At 34.8% G+C, this 22,318-nt stretch carries 19 protein-coding genes; 12 read left to right on the top strand and 7 right to left on the bottom strand.

From position 1 onward, the window contains the following. Nucleotides 1-3: 3 nt before the first annotated feature. Both OH814_RS17725 and fabF read left to right on the top strand, forming a co-directional pair. Nucleotides 4-429, top strand: coding sequence for a PaaI family thioesterase (locus OH814_RS17725; RefSeq protein WP_123886315.1), 426 nt, complete (start codon nt 4-6; stop codon nt 427-429). Between the two features lie 88 nt (nt 430-517). Beyond that, complete coding sequence (gene fabF / locus OH814_RS17720) at nt 518-1,759, top strand: beta-ketoacyl-ACP synthase II (RefSeq protein ID WP_308829079.1); 1,242 nt, start codon at nt 518-520, stop codon at nt 1,757-1,759. Nucleotides 1,760-1,898: 139 nt separating this feature from the next. Here the strand turns inward: fabF and OH814_RS17715 are convergent, their stop codons facing one another. Continuing rightward, nucleotides 1,899-2,660 carry a murein L,D-transpeptidase catalytic domain family protein gene (locus tag OH814_RS17715; protein ID WP_201132659.1) on the bottom strand — a complete coding sequence of 254 codons (762 nt, stop codon included), beginning with the start codon at nt 2,658-2,660 and terminating at the stop codon, nt 1,899-1,901. A gap of 111 nt (nt 2,661-2,771) precedes the next feature. After that, nucleotides 2,772-3,215 carry a peptide-methionine (R)-S-oxide reductase MsrB gene (msrB, locus tag OH814_RS17710; RefSeq protein WP_076557163.1) on the bottom strand — a complete coding sequence of 148 codons (444 nt, stop codon included), beginning with the start codon at nt 3,213-3,215 and terminating at the stop codon, nt 2,772-2,774. A 286-nt stretch (nt 3,216-3,501) separates the two neighbouring features. On the opposite strand from msrB, the gene OH814_RS17705 reads away from it, so the two are divergent. Continuing rightward, a complete protein-coding gene (locus OH814_RS17705) occupies nt 3,502-5,238 on the top strand; it encodes an APC family permease (RefSeq protein ID WP_308829078.1) in 1,737 nt (578 codons plus the stop codon). Between the two features lie 114 nt (nt 5,239-5,352). Then, a complete protein-coding gene (locus OH814_RS17700; protein ID WP_201132662.1) occupies nt 5,353-6,597 on the top strand; it encodes a DUF445 domain-containing protein in 1,245 nt (414 codons plus the stop codon). Here the strand turns inward: OH814_RS17700 and OH814_RS17695 are convergent, their stop codons facing one another. From OH814_RS17695 to OH814_RS17685, 3 genes are all read right to left on the bottom strand, one after another. Beyond that, nucleotides 6,598-7,245: a DUF4253 domain-containing protein gene (locus tag OH814_RS17695; protein ID WP_308829077.1), complete on the bottom strand. Its 648-nt coding sequence runs from the start codon at nt 7,243-7,245 to the stop codon at nt 6,598-6,600. Between the two features lie 29 nt (nt 7,246-7,274). Further along, a complete protein-coding gene (locus OH814_RS17690; protein WP_308829076.1) occupies nt 7,275-8,312 on the bottom strand; it encodes a quinone-dependent dihydroorotate dehydrogenase in 1,038 nt (345 codons plus the stop codon). A 331-nt stretch (nt 8,313-8,643) separates the two neighbouring features. Then, a complete protein-coding gene (locus OH814_RS17685) occupies nt 8,644-9,339 on the bottom strand; it encodes a pseudouridine synthase (protein ID WP_308829075.1) in 696 nt (231 codons plus the stop codon). Between the two features lie 340 nt (nt 9,340-9,679). On the opposite strand from OH814_RS17685, the gene OH814_RS17680 reads away from it, so the two are divergent. The 4 genes from OH814_RS17680 to OH814_RS17665 all read left to right on the top strand — a co-directional run bounded on the left by OH814_RS17680 (nt 9,680) and on the right by OH814_RS17665 (nt 13,815). Continuing rightward, complete coding sequence (locus tag OH814_RS17680; protein ID WP_123886324.1) at nt 9,680-10,192, top strand: hypothetical protein; 513 nt, start codon at nt 9,680-9,682, stop codon at nt 10,190-10,192. Nucleotides 10,193-10,289: 97 nt separating this feature from the next. Then, nucleotides 10,290-11,831: a glycine--tRNA ligase gene (locus OH814_RS17675; RefSeq protein WP_279195621.1), complete on the top strand. Its 1,542-nt coding sequence runs from the start codon at nt 10,290-10,292 to the stop codon at nt 11,829-11,831. An 80-nt stretch (nt 11,832-11,911) separates the two neighbouring features. Then, nucleotides 11,912-13,045: a serine hydrolase gene (locus tag OH814_RS17670; protein WP_308829074.1), complete on the top strand. Its 1,134-nt coding sequence runs from the start codon at nt 11,912-11,914 to the stop codon at nt 13,043-13,045. 152 nt (nt 13,046-13,197) lie between these two features. Further along, on the top strand, nt 13,198-13,815 hold the full coding sequence (locus tag OH814_RS17665) for a YdeI/OmpD-associated family protein (RefSeq protein ID WP_308829073.1): 618 nt from the start codon (nt 13,198-13,200) through the stop codon (nt 13,813-13,815). On the opposite strand, the gene OH814_RS17660 is transcribed toward OH814_RS17665, so the two are convergent. Next, nucleotides 13,812-16,880, bottom strand: coding sequence for a DNA polymerase III subunit alpha (locus OH814_RS17660; protein ID WP_308829072.1), 3,069 nt, complete (start codon nt 16,878-16,880; stop codon nt 13,812-13,814). The two genes, OH814_RS17665 and OH814_RS17660, sit on opposite strands and share 4 nt — an antisense overlap. Nucleotides 16,881-16,896: 16 nt before the next feature. After that, nucleotides 16,897-18,045, bottom strand: coding sequence for a DNA polymerase IV (gene dinB / locus OH814_RS17655; protein WP_076561324.1), 1,149 nt, complete (start codon nt 18,043-18,045; stop codon nt 16,897-16,899). A 61-nt stretch (nt 18,046-18,106) separates the two neighbouring features. On the opposite strand from dinB, the gene OH814_RS17650 reads away from it, so the two are divergent. From OH814_RS17650 to OH814_RS17635, 4 genes are all read left to right on the top strand, one after another. Then, complete coding sequence (locus tag OH814_RS17650; protein ID WP_279195628.1) at nt 18,107-18,868, top strand: LexA family transcriptional regulator; 762 nt, start codon at nt 18,107-18,109, stop codon at nt 18,866-18,868. 402 nt (nt 18,869-19,270) lie between these two features. Next, nucleotides 19,271-19,771 (top strand): M15 family metallopeptidase, encoded by a 501-nt coding sequence (locus OH814_RS17645; RefSeq protein ID WP_308829071.1) that lies wholly within the window; start codon nt 19,271-19,273, stop codon nt 19,769-19,771. Nucleotides 19,772-19,859: 88 nt separating this feature from the next. Then, nucleotides 19,860-21,389, top strand: coding sequence for a hypothetical protein (locus tag OH814_RS17640; protein WP_308829070.1), 1,530 nt, complete (start codon nt 19,860-19,862; stop codon nt 21,387-21,389). A 151-nt stretch (nt 21,390-21,540) separates the two neighbouring features. Further along, entirely contained in the window at nt 21,541-22,254 is a 714-nt protein-coding gene (locus OH814_RS17635; protein WP_308829069.1) for a hypothetical protein, read from the top strand. Nucleotides 22,255-22,318: the final 64 nt, after the last annotated feature.

Genomic DNA, 22,318 nt, shown 5'->3' with positions numbered 1-22,318 from the left:
GGTATGGATAAACTGCAGGCATTAAAATCATTTGTCGGAAAAGAATTTACCGCATCACCCTCTCCTTTTATGAGATGGTTGAATCCGGTGGTCGTATCGGCTGAAGAAGGTCAAATTGAATTTCAGTATACCGTAAGAGAAGAATGGCTAAACCCGATGGGAAATATGCATGGCGGCGTAACGGCAGCAATTATAGATGACATTATTGGGGCAACGATGTTCTCGTTAAACGAAAAAAACTTTATTGTAACCGTAAATAACAGCATTGATTATTTTTCAACGGCAAAAGAAAATGATAAAATTGTCGCGGAAACGAAGATCATCAAAAGAGGAAAGCAGTTTGTGAATGCACAATGTGAGATTTGGAATGCAGACAAAACAAGACTCATCGCAAGAGGAACCTCCAATTTATTCAAAATTAATAACTAAATATAAAATCACCGTTACTGAATATCTTTGATAAGTAAAAACAGTAAAAATTTTGATTTTAATGACTTAAAAATATATACAGCCACCTATGAAAAGAGTTGTCATTACAGGATTGGGCGCAGTAACGCCTTTAGGAAACAATGTTGAAGAATTCTGGCAAAACAGCATCAATGGGGTGAGTGGAGCAAATAAAATCACTCATTTCGATACCAAAAAATTTAAAGTACATTTTGCATGTGAAGTAAAAAACTTTGACCCAAAGGTATATTTAAACCACAACGAAATAAAAAGAAGCGACCTGTTTTCACAATACGCAATGTATTCATCCGCAGAAGCGATAAACGATTCAGGGCTTGAACTTGAAAAAATGGATCCGTTTGACACCGGAGTAATCTGGGGAACCGGACAAGGCGGAATGTGGACCTTTGAAAGTGAAGTCATGAATTTTGCAGCAACAGATCAAAATCCTAGATTCAACCCATTTTTCGTCCCTAAATTTATCGCCAATATGGCTTCAGGAATGATTTCTATGAAGTTTGGTCTTCAGGGAATTAATTATACAACGATTTCAGCTTGCGCAACAGGAAATACCGCCTTGATGGATGCGTTCAACTATATCCGTTTAGGAAAAGCCAAAGTAATTATCAGCGGTGGCTCGGAAGCAGCAATTACGCCCGCTTCAGTTGGTGGGTTTTCTGTAATGAAAGCAATGTCTACAAGAAATGATGATTTTGCTACAGCAAGCCGCCCTTACGATGAAAGCCGGGACGGTTTTGTAATGGGTGAAGGAGCCGGAGCTTTGGTTTTGGAAGAATACGAACATGCAAAAGCAAGAGGCGCAAAAATCTATGCAGAGTTGGTAGGAGCCGCGATGACTGCCGATGCATATCATATGACGGCACCGCATCCGGATGGAGTTGGAGCCATAAAAGCAATGGAATTGGCATTAAAAGAAGCCGGAGCAAACGTTGAAGATATTGATTACCTAAATCCTCATGCAACCTCTACTCCACTTGGAGATTTGGTAGAATTAAAAGGAATAAGCAAATTATTTAAAGGAAGTAAAAATCTTGACGTAAGTGCGACCAAATCGATGACAGGTCACTTGTTGGGAGCTGCAGGTGCTGCAGAAGCTATTCTTTCAATTAAAGCGATCGAAAAAGGAATCATCCCGCCAACGATCAATCTTCATAAGATCGATGAAAATATTCCAAAAGATGTAAATATTATTTTTGGTGAAGCAAAAGAAAAGAATATTCAATTTGCATTAAGCAATGCCTTCGGTTTTGGAGGACATAATGCTACTTTGGTGTTTAAGAAATTTTCATAGACTTAATCTAAACCATTAAGATTTAGTTGAGTTTAAGATCTTACTTTGTCATAAATGTTTAAATTCGGTTTAGCTAATTATTTAAAATTATTAAATTGAAACAAAAAAAACCGCCTCAGTTGTGAGGCGGTTTTTTGTTTTAAGCTTCTTTCAACCATTCAGATGAAGAAAGATAGTTCTGATCGGGATAATAAATAAAAAGACAATTTTTTCCCTTTATTGTATTGATAATCGGTTTTGTTAAATCTCTCGGAATTGCAGGACAACCCCAGCTTCTTCCTATTCTTTTGTGCGTTGCAGCAAACTCTTCACTTACATAATCTGCTCCATGCATCACGACGGCTCTTTGCAAAGCGGCATCATTATACCCTTTATCCATGCCCAGAAGCTTCAGTGAATATCCATTTCCGCCTTCATAAGTAGCATCTGTAACATAAAAACCAAGACTGCTTTGGTAAGAACTTTCGGTATTAGAAAAATTCATTGCAAATTCTTCGCCTGTATTTTTACCGTGAGCTACCAGAGAATTGAAAAGAACTTTTTTCTCGTCCATATCGATTACCCAAAGTCTTTTGGTGTTTGATGACATCGAAAAATCGCAGATAGTCAATAAATGTGCATTTTCATCAAGCTTTCCGGCTTTTTTAAGATTATTAAAACCCAATATTGCCTTAGAGAAAACATCAAAGTTTAGTTTATGATCAGTGTCGAATAAGATAGAATTGTAAAGTTCTTCGGAAGAACTCATTTCATTTTTGCTTTTTTCAGATTTAATTTCAACAGCAGTTTCTATTTTTTTTGTGCTGGTATTTTCATTCTTTACATTCTCGTTTTTTGGAGAAAGATAAAAAGAAGTGGTTACCATGTACACAATGCCCAATACGCTATAAAATCCTTTCATTCAATATTATGTTAAATTAAAATTCCGGGTACAAATTTATAAAATCATAATTATCAATGAGTTAAAATGAAAAAAGTTTAACGCAATTTAAGAAACTTTAACTCACAATAATCATTTTTCAGAATCTGGAACAAACTCCAAACTTACAGAATTCATGCAATATCTTGTACCTGTTGGTGGCGGTCCGTCATTAAAAACGTGCCCCAAATGAGAATCGCATCTTTTACAAACTACTTCAATTCGTTCCATCCCATGGGAAGAATCGCGGTTATAGCTTACTCCACTTTTATCGGCCTCAAAAAAACTTGGCCAGCCACAACTGCTAGAAAATTTAGAATTAGATCTGAATAAATGATTTCCACATACCGCACAATAGTATTCTCCCAATTCATCAAACTCGTTATATTTTCCGGTGAAAGGTCTTTCTGTTGCTGCTTCTCTTGCAATTGCATACAGATCCGGCGAAAGAATTTTACGCCATTCATCATTAGAAACATTGAGTTTCTCTTTATCTGTTCTTGAGTAATATGGATTGTTTTCTGTTTCGTTTTGCATAAGTTTTTATTTTAAATTAATAATACGTCACAAAAGTTATGATAATACCTGATTTTAAAGTGATAATAATTTTTTAGTTGATAGATAAGAATCAAAATTAAAAACTATTAAAATCAAAAGACTTTAATTCAATTTAGGAATTTTTTACGTGAATTCATTCCTATTTTAGAAAAAATCTATTAAAACCTATATTCTGATGTGAAAAACAACTTGATTTTATAAGGCTTTTTATACAATATACTATATTTTAGTACCCTGATTAAATCAATAATTAAAAACACATCTAATGTCTCAAAAAAAACTTGGCGAATGGTACGCTACCGCAATTTGCGGAAATGATATTACTTCATCTGTTTTATATGTATCTGCTCTTACAATCGGCGTTGCCGGACAATACGCCTGGATCTCACTGCTAATGGTGGCAGGAACTCTTTTTCTGTTCCGGAAAATATACAGTGAAGTTGTAGGCGCACTTCCCTTAAATGGAGGAGCTTACAATGTATTACTCAATTCATCATCAAAAAACAACGCCGCTATTGCCGCTACACTCACCATATTATCTTATATGGCGACCGCTGTGATATCAGCATCCGAAGGAATGCATTATCTGCATCATATTTTCCCAAGCTTTAATGTGGTAATTGCGACATTCGGACTTTTGCTTCTTTTCTTATTTCTTACCATTCAGGGAATTTCAGAAAGTGCAATTGTAGCCTTAATTATCTTTATACTACACATAGCCTGCATGTTGATCTTGGTAATATTCTGCAGCATTTTTATATTTCAGCACGGTATAAGTTTTTTTATTGAAAACTGGCATTCCCCTTTAGAAGGTGGAGGAATTTTTAAAGCTTTAATTTTAGGATTCAGTGCTGCAATGCTAGGAATTTCAGGTTTTGAAAGCTCTGCCAACTTTGTGGAAGAGCAAAAAGCCGGCGTTTTCCCGAAAACTTTAAAAAATATGTGGATTGCCGTTTCGGTGCTCAATCCTTTGATGGCTATTTTAGCAATAGGAATAATGCCGCTTTCTGAAGTCAATGAATATAAAAACTCATTTCTTTCGCACATGGCCGAGCTTACCGGCGGAAAAACACTCGCCACTATTATATCCGTAAATGCCGTTCTGGTTTTAAGCGGAGCTGTTCTCACCTCTTTTGTCGGCGTAAACGGATTAATCAAAAGAATGACACTTGACAGAATTTTACCCAACTATTTTTTAAAAGAAAACAAAAAAGGAAGTACGTACAGAATTTTAATATTATTCTTTTTACTTTGCATATCGGTTCTTTTCGTTACAAAAGGCGAAATTGGTCCTTTAGCAGGTGTCTATGCCTTATCATTTCTTACCGTAATGGCGTTTTTTGCGATTGGAAACATTTTGCTGAAAATTCGCCGTGCCAGACTTCCGAGACCAGAATATGCATCGCCAATTTCGGTGTTAATCGCCTTAATTGCTGTCGTGGTCGCCATCTACGGAAATATAAAAACCAAACCCGAATATCTACTTACTTTTCTTACCTATTTTCTTCCTTCTGTATTGGTCGTTTCGGCAATGCTGGCAAGGAAAGATATTATGTTTTTTATCGTAAAGACTTTTAAATCTACCAATAGACACTACAGAAAACATATTATTAAAAGCGAAAGATCCCTAAACAGTTCCATTAAAAGACTTACCGAGCAGCAGTTTGTATTTTTCTCTAAAGGCGATGATATTTCTACATTAAATAAAGTAATGATGTATCTTAATGAGAACGAAGTTACCAACCGGATAAAAATAGTATCTGTATTGGAAGAATATCAAAAACCTACGGATCAGTTTCTTTCAGATTTTGATGCGCTAGACAGAGCTTATCCGGAAGTAGACATGGAATATATTATCGAACAAGGACAGTTTACACCAGAGAAAGTAGATGAGCTCAGCAACCGATGGTGCATACCGAAAAACTTTATGTTTATTTCTTCACCAGGCGAACGATTCAGCCACAGAGTTGAAGATTTGGGCGGCGTAAGACTTATTCTGTAAATTATATATTGACTATTTTACCCTATATGATTTTACATAATATTTTGCAACAAGTGTGGATTGTTTTTTGATGTTATACAAACTACACCAGTTTTACCCATAATTTTTGAGAATATGAACGATGAAGCCAAACGAAAACAGCTCAGAAAATATAAAGCCTTTGCTACAGGACTTTTTGTTTTGATGGCGATTATTTTCATTATTACCACAATTTTACAAAAGACCCACGATTCTCACTGGATTGGTTATGTTCGTGCATTTTCCGAAGCAGCAATGGTGGGTGCTTTAGCAGACTGGTTCGCTGTGACGGCGCTTTTCCGTCATCCGTTGGGCTTGCCGATTCCGCATACCAATCTGATTGAAAACAGCAAGGAAAAGTTGGGTGACAATCTGGGAAGTTTTGTGGTTTCTAATTTTCTTTCTCCAAAAACAATTCGTCCTTATATTCAGAAAATTAAAATTTCAAATTTTGTTGGTGAATGGCTCACAAAAGAAAGAAATCAGGAAGCATTAATTAAAAACCTTTCAGACATCATTCTGGATATTCTAAACAAGCTGGATGATTCTGAAGTAAGCAGTTTTATCAGCAAAAAAGTTAGCGAGATGACTGATGATATTCAGCTTAATAAAATTTTGGGAAATGGGATTATCTACCTTTTAGACAAAAATGATCATCAGAAAATAGTTACTAATCTATCAAAACAGATCAAAGAATATCTTATTGAAAATGACAGCATGATTCAGGAAAGGGTAAAAAAAGGGAGTTACTCTTTTATTCCTTCGTTTGTTGATAATAAAATTGCCGAGAAAATTGCGAGCGGACTCTCAGATTTTTTCAGAGAAGTGGAAGAAGATACCAATCATGAGATCAGAGGTTTAATAACAAAAAAAATCTACGAATTTTCTAATGATTTAAAAGAAGACCCAAAATGGAATGACGAATTTAAAACCATCAAGAATGATTTTCTTAAAAATGATAAGCTTGAAGAATATTCTAATGACATTTGGCTTTCCATCAAAAAAACTTTGAGCACTGAATTGCAGGAAGAAGAATCTTCATTAAAAAAATACATCACCAAAAACCTGAATGAGTTTTCTCAAAATTTAAAAACCGACGAAAAACTTCAGAATAAAATCGATCATTGGGTGAGAGTAACTGCTTACAAATATATTCTGAAAAACACCCATCAAGCCGGAAACCTCATCAGTTCAACTGTCGGAAACTGGCAAGGAAAAGAGTTGAGCGAAAAAATGGAACTTGAAGTTGGAAAAGATCTTCAGTTTATTCGTGTCAACGGAACTTTAGTTGGTGGATTAGTAGGATTGATTATTTATACGATATCGCATTTTTTTATATAATTAATCAAACCACAAATACAATCTTTTGTTTTCTCTCAAATAATTCTCAAAATTATTCACAGAATAATTATATTTATCTGCAATATCGGGACATAATTCAAAGAATTGTTTGATGACACTGCTCATGTTGTCAGGTTCCTGAGTAATTTCAAATTCGCACCAATCATTTCCAGCACCTAAAATCTTCAGTCTTAACTCTTCATCTAATATTCTTAATTCATTGATAAGTTTTTGATTTGTAACTCCATAATTTATTCCATTTGTCTGCATATAAATTAGTGGTTCAAACTCATTGCTACACGACAAAACCGACAAATCAATAATCTCGTTAATATCATCACTACAATAAATGTCAAGAAATATTCTGTAATTCTTGTCCTCTAATTCATTCCTCAGCTTAGAAATAATTCCATATCCGTTTTCCCTTGAAGGGAGCGTAAAACTTATTCCAGGAAGTTCAACAATCTTTCCCTGCGGAATCATATTAAAATCAAAACTTTCATGGCTTAAAATAGTAGGAATGAATTCTCGTTTTAGTCTTTTAGGATCAGAATGAGTTTCAGATTGAAGTTTTTTAATGATTTCAATCTCGATTCCTGTTTTTAAGGAAATTGAATAAATATGATTGTATTTGTCAGAATTTTCCATTCAGAAAAGAATAAAAATGAATCAATAACTTATCTCGCAATTCTCCCCGCTCTTGTTAAAAGTTCCTGATTAATATCGTTAATCAACTGTGGACCTTCATAAATAAATCCGGTGTACAGCTGAACCAAACTTGCTCCGGCATCCAGTTTTTCAATAGCATCTTTTGCCGAGTGAATTCCGCCAACTCCGATAATGGGGAAATCTCTGTTACTTTTATCTGAAAGATATTTGATCATTTTTGTGCTTCGTTCACGAATCGGTTTTCCGCTTAAACCACCGTTTCCGATTTCGGCTAAAACTTCAGGTGAAGTTTTTAAACCTTCTCTGTTGACTGATGTATTTGAAACCACAATTCCGTCGATTTTTGTTTCTGCAATCAATTCGATAATCTCGTCCAATTGCTGATTGTTCAAATCCGGAGCAATTTTTAGAAGAATAGGTTTTGGATTTACTTTAGTTTGATTGATTTCCTTCACGGCTGTAATCAATTCTCTCAGATATTCTACATCTTCCAGCTTCGCATGACTTCCAACGTTCGGACAACTTACATTCAGTACAAAATAGTCTACGTAAGGATGCAGACCTTCGAAACAGTCTAGATAATCTTGGGTATAATTTTCAGGCGTTGTATTGGTATTTTTTCCGATGTTTCCGCCGATGATGATTTTTCCTTTGTTGCCTTTCAGTTTTTGGATGGCAGCCTCCAGTCCGTCATTATTGAAACCCATTCTATTGATAATTCCGCCATCTTCAATTAAACGAAACAATCTTTTCTTGGGATTTCCAGCTTGTGCTTTTGGCGTTACCGTTCCGATTTCTACAAATCCGAAACCTAGATCTCCCAACTCATTAAACAAAACTGCATTTTTATCGAAACCTGCTGCTAAACCTACCGGATTTTTGAATTTCAGTCCGAAAACTTCTCTTTCAAGACGTTTGTCTACAATTGGTTTTGGTAAAAATAGTTTGGTAAGAAAACCAAAATTTTTCAGCATTGAAAAAGTAAAATGGTGCACTTCTTCAGGATCGAATTTAAAAAGAATCGGACGAATGAGCGATTTGTACATTGAAAAAAAAGTTTTACAAAAATAATCATTTTAAATTGAATGAATTCTTGATGTGTGATATTTTATTTAAATGAGGACGATTGTTGCAATTAATTTTTAAATCAATAATTTCACGAATGAGCACAAGGAATTTAAAATCTGCTTAATTATCTAAATCTGCGAGAGTTTTTTTGACGCAAAGATTTATATTCTTAATGTAGAATTTTAAGGAGCAAAGAGTAATCGACAAGTCGATTTGATGAAGCTCATGTTCACGCTTCGCGAAGCAAATTTATTTGCCTTTGCCTCTAAAAATGAGAAGTATGCTAAATAAATCTTTGCGTTTAAAAAATCAACTATACAAACTCAAGTCAAAACTTAAAATATCCCCTACTCTTTTGAACTCATCATCTATCGTAGCATTTACCGTAATTCTTTCATGAGAAACAGGATGATTAAAAATCAATTGATGGGCGTGAAGCGTCATTTTGTTGATCCCAAATGTTTGAAGCCACAATTTATTTTGCTTGTTGCAGCCATGTTTACGACATCCCAAAATCGGATGCAAAATATGTTTAAAATGTTTTCTCAGCTGATGAAATCTTCCTGTTTCCGGAATGGCTTCTACCAAACAATATCTCGAAGTTTGATGCTTTAAAAAAGGCAGATCTATTTCCGAAGTCTGCAAACGTTGATAATAAGTAACTGCATTTTGTTTGACTTCGTTTTCGTTGATCAAATCGTAGTCAATCGTTTCTTCATCTTTCGCCCAGCCTCGTAGAATTGCGATGTACTTTTTTTCGACCTGTCGTGTCGCAAACTGTTCACTCATCATTCTCAAGGTTTCCTTATCTAAAGTAAACAACAAAACACCCGAAGTTTTTCGATCTAAACGATGCACAGGATACACTTTTTGCCCAATCTGTTTTCTCAGTTCCTGAATTGCATACGTATCTGCTTCTCCGGAGTAGAAAGATTTGTGAACCAATAAGCCGCTTGGTTTATTGATGGCAATAAGATTTTCGTCGTGATAAAGAATTTCTAACATGGGACAAAAGTAGAGAATTCTGACTGAGTTTTAATGTATTTTGATGACGCGGAAATGTAAACTTAACGGGTTTTGTCATAGTGCAGATAAAAAAATTTTGTGGCTGCCTTTTGTGATTATTGCTAAACCTCATAGGTTTTTGAAACTTATGAGGTTTGTATATTTATAAAAGTACTTTTGTTCATAGCCCTGATTGGAGCGGCATCCTTTTTCTTGCGAGGGATTAAAAGCGGAGGCGAAAAAGATATAGCGGAAAGCAGGTTCCCGGCTCCTAAAAATTTTAACATATTAAATATTGCTCAAAAAACTTTATTTCTTATTTTAGTGAAAATTTACAAATATGAAAAAACTATTATTTTCGTTAATTTTAAGCATTATTCCATTAATTTCTTTTGCTCAGAATTCTGATTCTCTGACGTTGGGGAAATCTAACCGGGAATTTTTTATTAAAGGCGACCAAAAATTTAAATTCTCAGAATACAAGAAGGTTTTTACCAATACTGAAGCTTTGAATTACATGAAAAAAGCAAACACCAATAGTACGGTTTCTCAGATTTTCGCAGCCATCGGTGGCGGGTTAATCGGTTATGGATTGGTAAAAGAAGTTACACGGAATAAAACAGTGTATTACAATGGTGTCACTATTAAGAAGAAAGAAGCTGGCGGTTGGGGATTTATAGGACTCGGCTTGGGAGCAGTCGGAATCGGAATTCCATTTGCAGTAAGCAGCGGAAAAAATCTTAAGAAAGCAATTAAAACTCAAAATCAAGCAGATTCTAATGAAGCATCAAAAACCACTTCATATAGATTAGATATCCGCGGAAACGGAGTCGGATTAAGTTATAATTTCTAAAAAATATTGAAAAGCAGTTTTTTAACTGCTTTTTTTATTGAATTCCCTGATTTTGGATTCCATTTTCATATTTTTGCAGTTCAGACGTAAAAAAATTATGGCAAAGCAAGAAGATGTTTTCAAGAAAGTGATTTCTCACGCTAAAGAATATGGTTTTATTTTCCCTTCAAGTGAGATCTATGACGGTTTATCCGCTGTTTATGATTATGGACAGAATGGTGCAGAATTAAAAAACAATATCAAACAATACTGGTGGAAAGCGATGGTACAGCTTAACGAAAATATTGTGGGTATTGATTCGGCGATTCTGATGCACCCGACTACTTGGAAAGCTTCAGGCCACGTTGATGCATTTAATGATCCTTTGATCGACAATAAAGATTCTAAAAAACGTTTCAGAGCAGATGTTTTGGTAGAAGATTATTGTTTGAAAATTGAAGATAAAGAAAATAAGGAAATTGAAAAAGCTGCGAAAAGATTCGGTGAGTCTTTCGATAAAGCGCAGTTTGAAGCAACCAATCCTAAAATTTTAGAATACAGAGCAAAGAGAGAGCAAATTCTTTCAAGATTAGCTAAATCTTTAGAAAATGAAGATCTTGCTGATGTAAAAGCTTTAATTGAAGAGTTGGAAATTGCCGATCCCGATACTGGTTCTAAAAACTGGACGGAAGTAAGACAATTCAACCTGATGTTCGGAACTAAATTGGGAGCTTCTGCAGATTCTGCAATGGATCTTTATTTAAGACCAGAAACCGCGCAAGGTATTTTCGTTAATTTCCTGAATGTACAGAAAACTTCACGTCATAGACTTCCGTTTGGTATCGCTCAGATTGGTAAAGCATTTAGAAATGAAATCGTTGCAAGACAATTCATCTTCAGAATGCGTGAATTTGAACAGATGGAAATGCAATTCTTCGTTGCTCCGGGAACTGAACTTGAATTCTACGAACAATGGAAAACAAAACGTCTAAACTGGCATTTGGCTTTAGGTTTAGGAAATGACAATTACAGATTCCACGATCATGAGAAATTAGCGCATTATGCAAATGCTGCAGCTGATATTGAATTTAATTTCCCATTTGGATTTAAAGAATTGGAAGGAATTCATTCAAGAACAGATTTCGACTTGAAAGCGCATGAAAAGCATTCAGGAAGAAAGCTTCAGTTTTTTGATCCTGAAAGAAATGAAAACTACGTTCCTTATGTAGTAGAAACTTCGGTTGGTCTTGACAGATTATTCCTTTCTATTTTCTCAACTTGTTTAAAAGATGAAGTTTTGGAAGACGGTTCAGAAAGAACAGTTTTATCATTACCTCCCGCTTTAGCACCAGTAAAAGCAGCGATTCTTCCGTTAATGAAGAAAGATGGTTTAGCCGAATATGCTGAGAATATCTTTAATGATCTGAAATATGATTTCAATTTATTCTACGAAGAAAAAGATGCGATCGGAAAACGCTACAGAAGACAGGATGCGATCGGAACACCTTACTGTATCACCATCGATCACGATTCTCTAACAGATCACACTGTAACGATAAGAGACAGAGACACGATGCAGCAGGAAAGAGTTCCTGTTTCTGAGTTGAGACGAATTATCGACGAGAAAACAAACTTCAGAAATTTACTTTCTAAGATATAATTAAAGAGCCCTGATTTTTTCAGGGCTTTTTTGATGCTTGGTTTTAAATTTATTCTAAATTTGTTTAAGACCAAATTCTTATGATTATTCTTTTTTACATTTCCCTGTTTCTAATTACGGTAGCGATTTTATTCTATATTTTCGGATATGCTTATCTCTTCAGCGGAATTTCTAAAACCTACCTGCGTGGAAAATCGAGCGCCAATATCGATGACGGCAAATTTTTCACTAGTAATATCATTCATACAACGAATCCTGTTCTTTGGGATGAACATCCTGATTACAACAAAAAAGATTTACCTAAAAATATAGTCGATGATTTAACTCAATCAAACACAGCATCATTTCTGGTGATAAAAGATGGAAAATTACTTCATCAGCAATATTGGAACGGTTACAATGAGCTTTCAAAAACCAATTCTTTTTCTATGGCAAAAGCAGTAACGGTTATGCTTTTTGGAAAAGCTTTGGAAGAAGGAAAAATTAATAATGCTGACCAAAAATTTTCTGAATTTTATGATGAATTTAAATTAAAACCTTTCGGTAAAGATTTAACTTTAAAACATCTGGCTCAGATGGAATCTGGTTTAAATTGGGATGAAAATTACAAAAATCCTTTTCTTCCAAACGCTCGAGCGTATTACGGAAGAAGCTTGATAAAAGCAACTTTTTCAAGAAGATTTAAGGGAAAACCGGGTGAAAGATTTGAATACCAAAGCGGCTCTACCCAACTTTTAGGATTTGCGGTAAAAAAAGCAGTCAATCAATCTTTATCAAGTTATTTATCTGAAAAATTCTGGATTCCGTTGGGAATGGAACAAAACGCAGATTGGAGCGTTGATGAAAGCGGAATGGAAAAAACATATTGCTGTATTCACTCCAATTCACGGGATTTTGCAAAACTTGGACAATTATTTTTAGACGACGGAAAAGTTGGTGATCAGCAAATCCTGAATTTAGATTTTATCGAACAGATGAGAACACCCACCAAAAAGTCTGATGAGATCTACGGCATGGGCTTTTGGATTAACCATGACAATCCTATTAAACATTATTATTTCCTGGGTCTTCAAGGTCAATATATCATTATGATTCCGGAACATAAAATGGTGATTGTAAGAACCGGAAGCTACAACAATTTACCAAAAACCGACCGAGGAAGACCAGATCAGGTGAAATTTTTGGTGAATGAAACGGTTAAGCATTTTGCTTAAAGGTTGAGACTAAGATTGAGGTTGAAAATATTTTTTTTTAACCGATCAATTAAGTTGATAAAATTAAAGAAATGTCAAAGATTTTTATTTAGCTTGATACTAACTCAGATTTCTTAAACTAAATCTTTAAAATTTCATTTTTAAATTGAATTATGATAAAATACAATCCTTTGGTTGATGAATATATTGATAAATCAGCTGATTTTGCCAAGCCAATTTTAAATTACATTCGAGAGATTGTTCACGAGTTTTCCCCCGCTGCAGAAGAAACGATCAAATGGAAATTTCCGACGTTTATGTACAAAGGAAAAATTCTTTGTTCAATGGTTTCATTTAAACAATATTGCAGCATGGGATTTTGGCTGCACGGTGAAATGCAGACGATAAAAAATCTCGAAACGGACGTAGAGAAAACTAATATGTTCAGTTTAGGAAAAATCACCAAACTCGAAGATCTTCCTACGAAACCTCAGCTTAAGAAAATTATTCTTGAGGCAATGGAATTAACCGACATGGGCGTTACATTGAAAAAAGCAGCTCCTTCTAAAACTGAAATTGCAATTCCTGATTATTTTCAAAAAGCATTAAAAGAAAATAAAAAAGCTTTAGATATTTTTGAAAAAGCATCACCTTCGTTCCGAAAAGAATATATCAATTGGATCACAGAAGCTAAAACAGAAGCAACCCGAAATAAAAGAATAGAACAAGCCATAGAATGGATCTCAGAAGGAAAAGGCAGAAACTGGAAGTACGAGAAAAGAAGTAATTAACTAAATTTCTGTCTTGGCAAACCAATCTCATGTGCTTGTGGATACGGCTTTCTTGAAGTCATGCTTACATCTTCGCGAACCAGACGATGTGCATCATACCTTTTCTGCTCGTCATAAGCGTAACGTGGGTCAGCAATCATCGGCATTTTTGCCATTTTATGAATTGTAAGCGTCGGAAAATGATAATCTACCTCCACAGTCCCCAACAGAAGATAACATCCGCCACCCTGAAAATCATACTCTTTCAGGCTATCCGGAAAATGAGCGGTATCGAAATAATCTCCGTTGACGTCGATCCACGTTCCGAAAAACATCGCTCCTTTCTTGGTGGGAACATGTTTTCTTGAAATAAGATAGGCCAACATTTTCACCTGTCTTTTGTGAAATTTCAACAAATCTTTTACAAATACAGAACCTCTGTATTTTGTTTCTAACAAATCAAACGGACTGCAGGAAACGGGAAATCCAATAATCTCCAATTCATCAAAGGCGTCTTCAAAGTATTCTCTTTTGAGCTCAGGAAGCTTGTAATCCTGCACGGGCTCTTCAATAAGCATTAAGTTCCGGTTTTCAGGTTTAAAATTAATCAACATCAATCTCGCTTCTACCAGCAATTCATTTTTCTGTTTTCCTGTAAATCTAAAAGCGCCAATGAAAATAAGAATCTGAATGGTTTCAATGCCGATCGGAATACGTCTGATAAAGTCTTCCAAAGATTTGTAGTCTCCATTATTTTCCCGTTCTTCAGAAATAATCTGGGCAATTTTGGTTTCGAGTGACTGCAAAACCATGAATCCCAGATAAATTTCTTTTCCTTTTAAAATTGTTTGAAATTCACTTGTATTCACACAGGGATTCTGCACAATTGCTCCCGACATTCTCGCTTCATGAATATAAACCTCTGTACGGTAAAAACCACCCTGATTATTGATTACCGAAACCATGAATTCTAAAGGATAATACACTTTTAAATATAAGCTTTGATAACTTTCTACTGCATAAGAAGCCGAGTGCGCTTTACAGAAAGAATATCCCGCAAAAGATTCTATTTGCCTGAACGCTTCTGCAGTAAGCTCATGAGAATGCCCTTGATCTTCCATACAAGATTTAAAAAAATTGGCTTTTACTTCATTCAGCTTTTGAATAGATCTCTCTTTTCCGCTCATGGCACGTCTCAGAATATCACCATCGGCATGGCTAAGACCGCCAAAATACTGTGCTATTTTAATGACATCCTCCTGATACACCATGATTCCGTAAGTTTCTTTCAGATTTTCTTCAAATACCGGATGAAAATATTCAAACTGATTGGGGTGATTGTGCCTGAAAATATATTCCCGCATCATACCGCTTTGGGCAACTCCCGGTCTGATAATGGAGGAAGCAGCCACCAGAATTTTATAATTATCACATTTAAGTCTTCTCAACAAGCCTCGCATGGCAGGAGATTCTATGTAAAAACAGCCGATTGTTTTTCCGACAGATAAATATTCATTGCAAATTTTTTCATCTTTCGAGATTGAGGTATCACGAATATCAACGTCAATTCCTCTGGTTTTTTTGATGAGCTTTACTGTATCATTAATAGTTCCGAGCCCTCTTTGGGAAAGGATATCAAATTTTTCAAGCCCTATATCTTCTGCTACATTCATATCAAACTGAACGATAGGAAATCCTTTTGGCGGCATCTCGAGTGCTGAATAGTTATAAATAGGCTCTTCAGAAATCAGAATTCCACAAGCGTGCATACTTCTCTGATTCGGAAATTTTTCCATCAATTTTCCGTATTCATGAACCAGTTTTACAACAGAATTTCTGTCGTGATTTTTTATAGGACTTCCGGAAAGGTCGTCTAGCTCTTCTTTAGGCAAACCAAACACCTTTCCTACTTCACGGAAAATCGATTTGTACTTAAATTCAACATTGGTTCCACAGAAAGCGACATGATCTTTTCCGTAAAGTTCAAAAACATACTCAAGAATGGCATCGCGATTTTGCCAGCTCCAGTCGAGATCAAAATCGGGTGGAGAAGTCCGGTTAAGATTTAAAAACCGTTCAAAATAGAGATCAAGTTCCAACGGGCAAATATCTGTGATCCCCAAACAGTAGCTTACAATACTATTGGCCCCGCTTCCCCTTCCTACATGCATAAATCCCATTTTGTTGCTGTACTGAACGATGTCCCAAGTAATAAGAAAATAGGCAGAAAATTTGAGTTCCTCAATAACGTTTAACTCTTTTTCTACTCTCATCCGGGCAGTTTCGTTTTCACCATATCTTTTTTTTAAGCCTTCATAAGCCAATTTGGTCAAAAGCTTTATATCTTCTTCCTGAGATTCTTTATAATATTTTTTGTTTTTGTTTTCGGTGCTTCCACGTTCTTTATAATCAAATTCAAAAGTACACTCATCAAGAATATTCTTTGTATTTTTAATAATTTCGGGATATTGCTGAAATGATTTTATAATATCTTTTTCAGGTTTAAAATATTCCGATTTTCGGCAAATATCTTCTTCGGTGAGTTTTGACAGAATGGTATTGTTATCAATTGCCCTTAAAATTCTGTGCAGGTTATATTCTTTTTTTGTACTGAATGTGATCGGATGAAGAATTACCATTTTCGGAATCAGCTCATGAAATTCAGGACGCACCAAAAGGCTCAAATCTTCCTCCCGGATTCCTACAAATTCGTTTTCTTTAAGTGTCGACGGAATATTATCGATCGGATAAATAATAAATACCTTTTTAAATTCCGGGGCGGTTTCAGAAAGCTCTTCCCCATCGCAGTTGTGTGCAGTAATCATTTTGTTAACCTCACCAATTCCCGAAAATTCTTTGGCAATTGCAATGTATAAAAGCCTATTTTCTTTTCTGATTTCCATACCGGCAAGAGGCTTTATTCCTTCATTTTCGCATTCTTTTTTGAAGTCATAAATAGCTGTAACGGTATTGATATCTGTTAAAACCAAATTTTTAGCTCCCGAGCATTTAGCTTGTGCTACCAATTCTTTAATTTTTAAAGTTCCATAACGGAGGCTGTGAAAAGAATGACAATTTAAAAACATGCTGAAAAGTTTAATTTTATTTACCAAAATCAAAACCGACAGCTCTTCCTACCGCATCGGCTCCAAATCGATTTTTCAGATAATCCATCGTTTGATACAGACTCATTTGCTCTTCTGTATCTTCAAACAAGTTCATTTGATGATTCCCATGAACGAGATCCGTAAATCGCAACCCAATGAGCCTGATTCTCATTCTACGGGTATATAATTTATTGAAAAGCTCCAGCGCAACCCTTGATAACGTATGATCTGCCGAATTATAGGCAATTCTCATTTGTTTTGTTTCCGTATCGAAATTGGCGTAGCGAATCTTCACGACAACCGTTGAAGTAAGCCATTGTTCCTGTCTGAGTTGATAAGCTAACTTTTCTGCCATCCCGCTCAGAATTCTTTTGAGCTCATGAACATCAATTGTATCAACAGCAAACGTTTTTTCTGTAGAAATTGACTTCTTTTCGGAATAAGGAATTACAGGGTTTTCATCAATGCCATTTGCTTTTTTCCAGAGCTCTTTACCATTTGCCCCAATCATCTGCTGAAGAACCAAAACCGGCATTTCGGATAAAGTATGAATAGTGCGGATGCCTATTCTTGAAAGTAGCTGAAAGGTTTTATCACCCACCATCGGAATTTTTTTTACCGATAATGGATTCAGAAATGGTCTTACTTCCGACTCTATAATGTGGCGGTTTCCTTCGGGTTTTGATTCTCCCGTTCCTATTTTTGAAACTGTTTTATTACCTGATAATGCAAAACTTATAGGAAGCCCTGTTTCTTTGGTAACCGCCGAAACTATTTCCTGCGTCCACTGAAAACATCCAAAAAACTTATCCATCCCGGAAAGATCCAGATAAAACTCATCAATGCTTGCTTTTTCCATTACCGGAACCTTTTCCTGAATTATTTCTGTAACGGTATGGGATAATTGAGAGTACAATTCGTAATCTCCTTTAATGACTTTCGCATCGGGGCAAAGCCTTAATGCCATCCGAATAGGCATTGCAGAACGCACGCCGAACTTTCTTGCTTCATAAGAACATGATGCAACGACTCCACGGTCGCCGCCGCCTATGATAAGCGGGATATCTTTGAGCTCTCTATTCTGACGCCTTTCGCACGACACGAAAAACGCATCCAAATCCATATGTACAATTGATCGGTTCACGTTACAAAATTAGATACAATTTGAAACAAAATCTATATATTTGTTGTTACAAATTGAAACAATGTCATTTTTTGCAGATAACATCAGGCTTTTAAGAGGGAAGAAAAAAATTAGTCAAGCAGAGTTGGCCGCCAAATTAATTATTACTCGTTCGGCATATGCTGCATACGAAAGCGGAAGGATTCAACCTGGACCGGATATTTTAATTAAAATGTCAAAATATTTTAACATCAGCATAGATCTTTTGCTCACTGTCGACATTGGGAAGTACCCGTTAGAAGAAATGATTAATCTTCCAAATAACAGAATTATCTTGCCGATCGTTGTCGATCAACAAGGAAATAATTATATCGAAATTGTAACTCAAACAGCTTCAATGGGCTATTTAAAAGGCTTTAGTGATCCAGAATATATTGAAGGTCTTTCTCGGATGTCGCTGCCTTTCTTAGGGCATGGTAAATATAGAGCGTTTGTGGCTGACGGAGATTCGATGCCGCCTTTTGTTGATAAAACTAAAGTTATAGGTGAATATGTGGAAAAACTTGAGGATCTAAAAAAAGGAAATAAATATATATTTGTTACACTAGAAGGCATTACGTTTAAAACCTTTGTTGAGAAAAAAGGAAATACAATTACCGTTTCTGCCGACAATTCTTTTTATGAACCTTATGATATTGCTTCCGAAAATATCTTAGAAATATGGAAGTATATTAACGGAATTTTGCCCAAAGATTATAATCTTGGTTACTCAAATGAAGTCGATCTTCACCAAATAATACAGGAATTAAGAAAAGACATTAAAGTATTGAACAGTAAGCTGTAAATTCTTAATTTTAAAAACTATTCAGCAACAATAAATGAAATATTTTGACTTAAATAGTCAGAAAGATCTCTTCTCTTGTTACATTACTTCTTTTGTAAAATCACATTACTAATTACCAATAAATAAAGAATATTCTTTCATTTTCACATCTGCTTCAATTGGGATTAATAATAGTTAATCCTTTTTTATTTGTGCTCTTTTTTTATCATCATTTACATGAAAAATATTCATTCTTGAAGATCAAACAATCATTTTTCAAGACAGATTAATTATTTAATTAAATTTCCAATAATCTACACAATCAACTAAAAATCAATATTTTAAATATTTAAACAAACGTCAAGTTTTGTCGTATCTCGGTTTTATATTTGTTTTTCCTAAGAAATTAAAATTAAAAAAACCATGGATAAAATTACTTTACAGAGAATAGAAAAACTACATCCATCTGTGAGAGAGGAAGTAAAACAAATCATTAAAGAATGTGATGAAGCATTAACCGGAAAAGCAAAAATCAGAATTACTCAAGGGTTAAGAAGTTTTGAAGAACAGGAAAAATTGTATGCGATCGGAAGAATCACAAATGGCAAAAAAGTGACGAACGCCAAAGCCGGACAAAGCATTCACAATTACGGATTAGCCGTTGATATCTGTTTGATTATTGACAGAAAAACAGCAAGTTGGGATACTGTAAAAGACTGGGATAATGATCGAGTTGCCGACTGGTACGAATGTGTAAAAATTTTCGCAAAATACGGCTGGGATTGGGGTGGAAACTGGAAAACCTTTAAAGACCTTCCCCACTTTGAAAAGAAAAATTTCCCAACTAAGAAAGGTTTGGTAAAAACGACCTGGAGAGTGCTTGCAAAGCTGAAAAGAGATGAAGAAAACTATGTTATTTTTTAAAGTTTTTATACGTCGAGTTTTGGCGTGTTAGTATAATTTCTTTATAACAAAAGTAATATTTAAGAACAAATAAATAAAATAAACACAAATGAATAATATTTACAACGGCTTTACTTTTGTGAAAGCACTATCACTTAATAACCCCACAGGAACAAGTACAATCGGAAAAAGTTTATTAGAAAACGCAGCGGAAGAAAAGCCTTTTCTGCATGCGGTCGTAGAATTCAGAACCGTATATAAAACATACGACGGAAGTTTTGGGTACGATTGGTATCGGAAAAATGATAATGGGCAATCTTATGGCGGAATGTATAAATCTTTTATTGAAAGCGGGTACAAAGACGGAAAAACAAACTTAAAGCCTGATGAAGCAATAAACCGATTTTTAGATATGTATGAAGAGATCTCAATTAATCTGTCATCCAGGAAAAGCCAAAAAGAAAGGGAAGAAAAAAATTATCAGGTTCCGTATCTCTCTATGTTTTCAAAAGAAACAGTAGAAGCGATGAAACTTCCAAAAGATTTTGTACAACCCCAGTTTAGTATTACACTTTCTGCTATAGTGGAAATTGCAAGGAACTCTATTCTAAAGTTTGAATATGACACCACTCTTTTCGACATTACACCGCAAATACTTGCCGATAAATCTGCAGATAGAGGAATACATCACTCTAAAACAAAAGAAATTACCATTATCTGCAAAAAAGATCTGGACAGCAATAAGGAAATTAAAATCTACGCCTATCCACAGGATAGAAAGTACAAGAGATCTCTTGCAGGAAAAATTACAGTATTGCAAAACAACGAAAAAGTAAGAAAAAATGTGAATTTTGCGTTGGTAAATATAAGGACTAAAATAAGAGATGAAGATGTTACAGGTAAAATAGAGCCCACAGAAATTGATGCCTTAAGAAAAGCAATGTATCAATGCTTGATACTTCCAAATATTTTAGAGGCTCCATTATTAGATTTATCGGATAATGATAACTTTAAAATTATAAAAAATAATTTTGGTAATGATCAATACGGAAAGTATATTTTTCATAAAACCATTCCGACTGTTAAATGGACAGATGGCGGGATATTCCACAGCTATACCTATAGCGACTGCCACGATTATGTGAAAAAACTTTATATCTCAAAAAACCAAAATCTTTTAAAAAGGACTTTCTATAAAAATTCCAAAGAAACAGTTGATGAGCAGTATCTTACTGATAATATTTTTACGGTATTTGCCTTTCGGGAAGATTCATTTCAGACCTATCGTTCCTCTTATTTTTTTGATAATCATGCTGTAGAAGGAGAGGTAAAAAACATCGGCGAAAATACGGCAATGCTCTTCAACAGCCTGAATAGCGCCAAAAGAGCAAATGATACTTCTCTGGCTCATGAAGTTTTGCACGGATTAGGGATCTATCATACTCATATAGACGAAAACCCAATTCCTACATCAAAAATCTTGTGTACTTTCGAGGAAAAATCAACAGATAATTACATGTCTTACAGAGCAGTAGATCCAGACGGCACAGTAAAAGGAGGAGAAAGAGAGACTCTCTGGAGATGGCAATGGAAAATTGCCAATAAGAATATTCCAGAAATAGAAAGTGATCCGAAATAGAAGCATTTACCGCATCTCATCAAGATCCTTTCAATATGACAACTCATGCTTGTTTATTATATTGAGCGCATTTTCATCAATAAATTTTCAGATGTTGAAATATAATAAATGTATATTTTTTTTAATTACTTTTGAAAGTATAAAATACAATATGAAAACAATAGCACCATTCATTTCGTTAATTATTTACAGCTTTTTATTATCTTCCTGTATCGCGAAAACGGTAGAAAAACCAGAAAGTAAAAATGCAAAAATAATAGTAGAAGAAAAACCTGCACTAGATAGTTCTCGTTTTGATATAAAGAAGTTTGAGGCAAATGCATACAAACAAAAATTATTTAAAGAAAATTTTAAAAAATCAGGGTTTGATGCTCAATACGAAGAAGAGATAGCTGATGACAGAACCGTTCGACAATGGACTGTTTTTCCTGAACAAGAAAAAGAAGACACACAAGAATATGCAGAAGAAATTTCAAAAAAATGGAGCCCTTTTGTAATCAGAAAAAAATATGATTATAAGGGACAGCTCAGAAGATGGTCTACCACATTTCGGCAAGAATCTATAAACAAAAGCTATGAATATGATGAGAGTGGAAAGATTATTAAAATAACCAACTATGAAGAAAAATTCAAGCACAGCTTTGCAGACATTAGAGAGTTTCTGTTAAAAACCAAAGGAATAGACATCTATGATACCCGACAAGCCATTGCAAGAAGAGTAAACCATAGATACGAAGATCCAACGCAGGTTTATTATGACATCTATGTTTTAGATAAAAAAGATGAGAAAAATGACTACCGCATTGTGATTTTTGATGATACGCTGCAAATAACAGAATATAGAAATGAGAATCAGTCGAAATAATTGCTTACGATATGAAAACAATAGCACCATTTATCTCGATATTTTTTTTTAGTTTATTATTTTC

This window comes from Chryseobacterium sp. CFS15 (genome assembly GCF_031118795.1).
GTDB classification, from domain to species: Bacteria; Bacteroidota; Bacteroidia; order Flavobacteriales; family Weeksellaceae; genus Chryseobacterium; species Chryseobacterium indoltheticum.
Note: the sequence above shows the minus strand (reverse complement) of the source record. Positions and strands in the feature narration are given on the sequence as shown.

Bases quoted from the DNA above. Each gene is read 5' to 3' on its own strand.
- OH814_RS17725 (WP_123886315.1), top strand. From the start codon at position 4: ATGGATAAACTGCAGGCATTAAAATCATTTGTCGGAAAAGAATTTACC.
- fabF (WP_308829079.1), top strand. From the start codon at position 518: ATGAAAAGAGTTGTCATTACAGGATTGGGCGCAGTAACGCCTTTAGGA.
- OH814_RS17715 (WP_201132659.1), bottom strand. From the start codon at position 2,660: ATGAAAGGATTTTATAGCGTATTGGGCATTGTGTACATGGTAACCACT.
- msrB (WP_076557163.1), bottom strand. From the start codon at position 3,215: ATGCAAAACGAAACAGAAAACAATCCATATTACTCAAGAACAGATAAA.
- OH814_RS17705 (WP_308829078.1), top strand. From the start codon at position 3,502: ATGTCTCAAAAAAAACTTGGCGAATGGTACGCTACCGCAATTTGCGGA.
- OH814_RS17700 (WP_201132662.1), top strand. From the start codon at position 5,353: ATGAACGATGAAGCCAAACGAAAACAGCTCAGAAAATATAAAGCCTTT.
- OH814_RS17695 (WP_308829077.1), bottom strand. From the start codon at position 7,245: ATGGAAAATTCTGACAAATACAATCATATTTATTCAATTTCCTTAAAA.
- OH814_RS17690 (WP_308829076.1), bottom strand. From the start codon at position 8,312: ATGTACAAATCGCTCATTCGTCCGATTCTTTTTAAATTCGATCCTGAA.
- OH814_RS17685 (WP_308829075.1), bottom strand. From the start codon at position 9,339: ATGTTAGAAATTCTTTATCACGACGAAAATCTTATTGCCATCAATAAA.
- OH814_RS17680 (WP_123886324.1), top strand. From the start codon at position 9,680: ATGAAAAAACTATTATTTTCGTTAATTTTAAGCATTATTCCATTAATT.
- OH814_RS17675 (WP_279195621.1), top strand. From the start codon at position 10,290: ATGGCAAAGCAAGAAGATGTTTTCAAGAAAGTGATTTCTCACGCTAAA.
- OH814_RS17670 (WP_308829074.1), top strand. From the start codon at position 11,912: ATGATTATTCTTTTTTACATTTCCCTGTTTCTAATTACGGTAGCGATT.
- OH814_RS17665 (WP_308829073.1), top strand. From the start codon at position 13,198: ATGATAAAATACAATCCTTTGGTTGATGAATATATTGATAAATCAGCT.
- OH814_RS17660 (WP_308829072.1), bottom strand. From the start codon at position 16,880: ATGTTTTTAAATTGTCATTCTTTTCACAGCCTCCGTTATGGAACTTTA.
- OH814_RS17650 (WP_279195628.1), top strand. From the start codon at position 18,107: ATGTCATTTTTTGCAGATAACATCAGGCTTTTAAGAGGGAAGAAAAAA.
- OH814_RS17645 (WP_308829071.1), top strand. From the start codon at position 19,271: ATGGATAAAATTACTTTACAGAGAATAGAAAAACTACATCCATCTGTG.
- OH814_RS17640 (WP_308829070.1), top strand. From the start codon at position 19,860: ATGAATAATATTTACAACGGCTTTACTTTTGTGAAAGCACTATCACTT.
- OH814_RS17635 (WP_308829069.1), top strand. From the start codon at position 21,541: ATGAAAACAATAGCACCATTCATTTCGTTAATTATTTACAGCTTTTTA.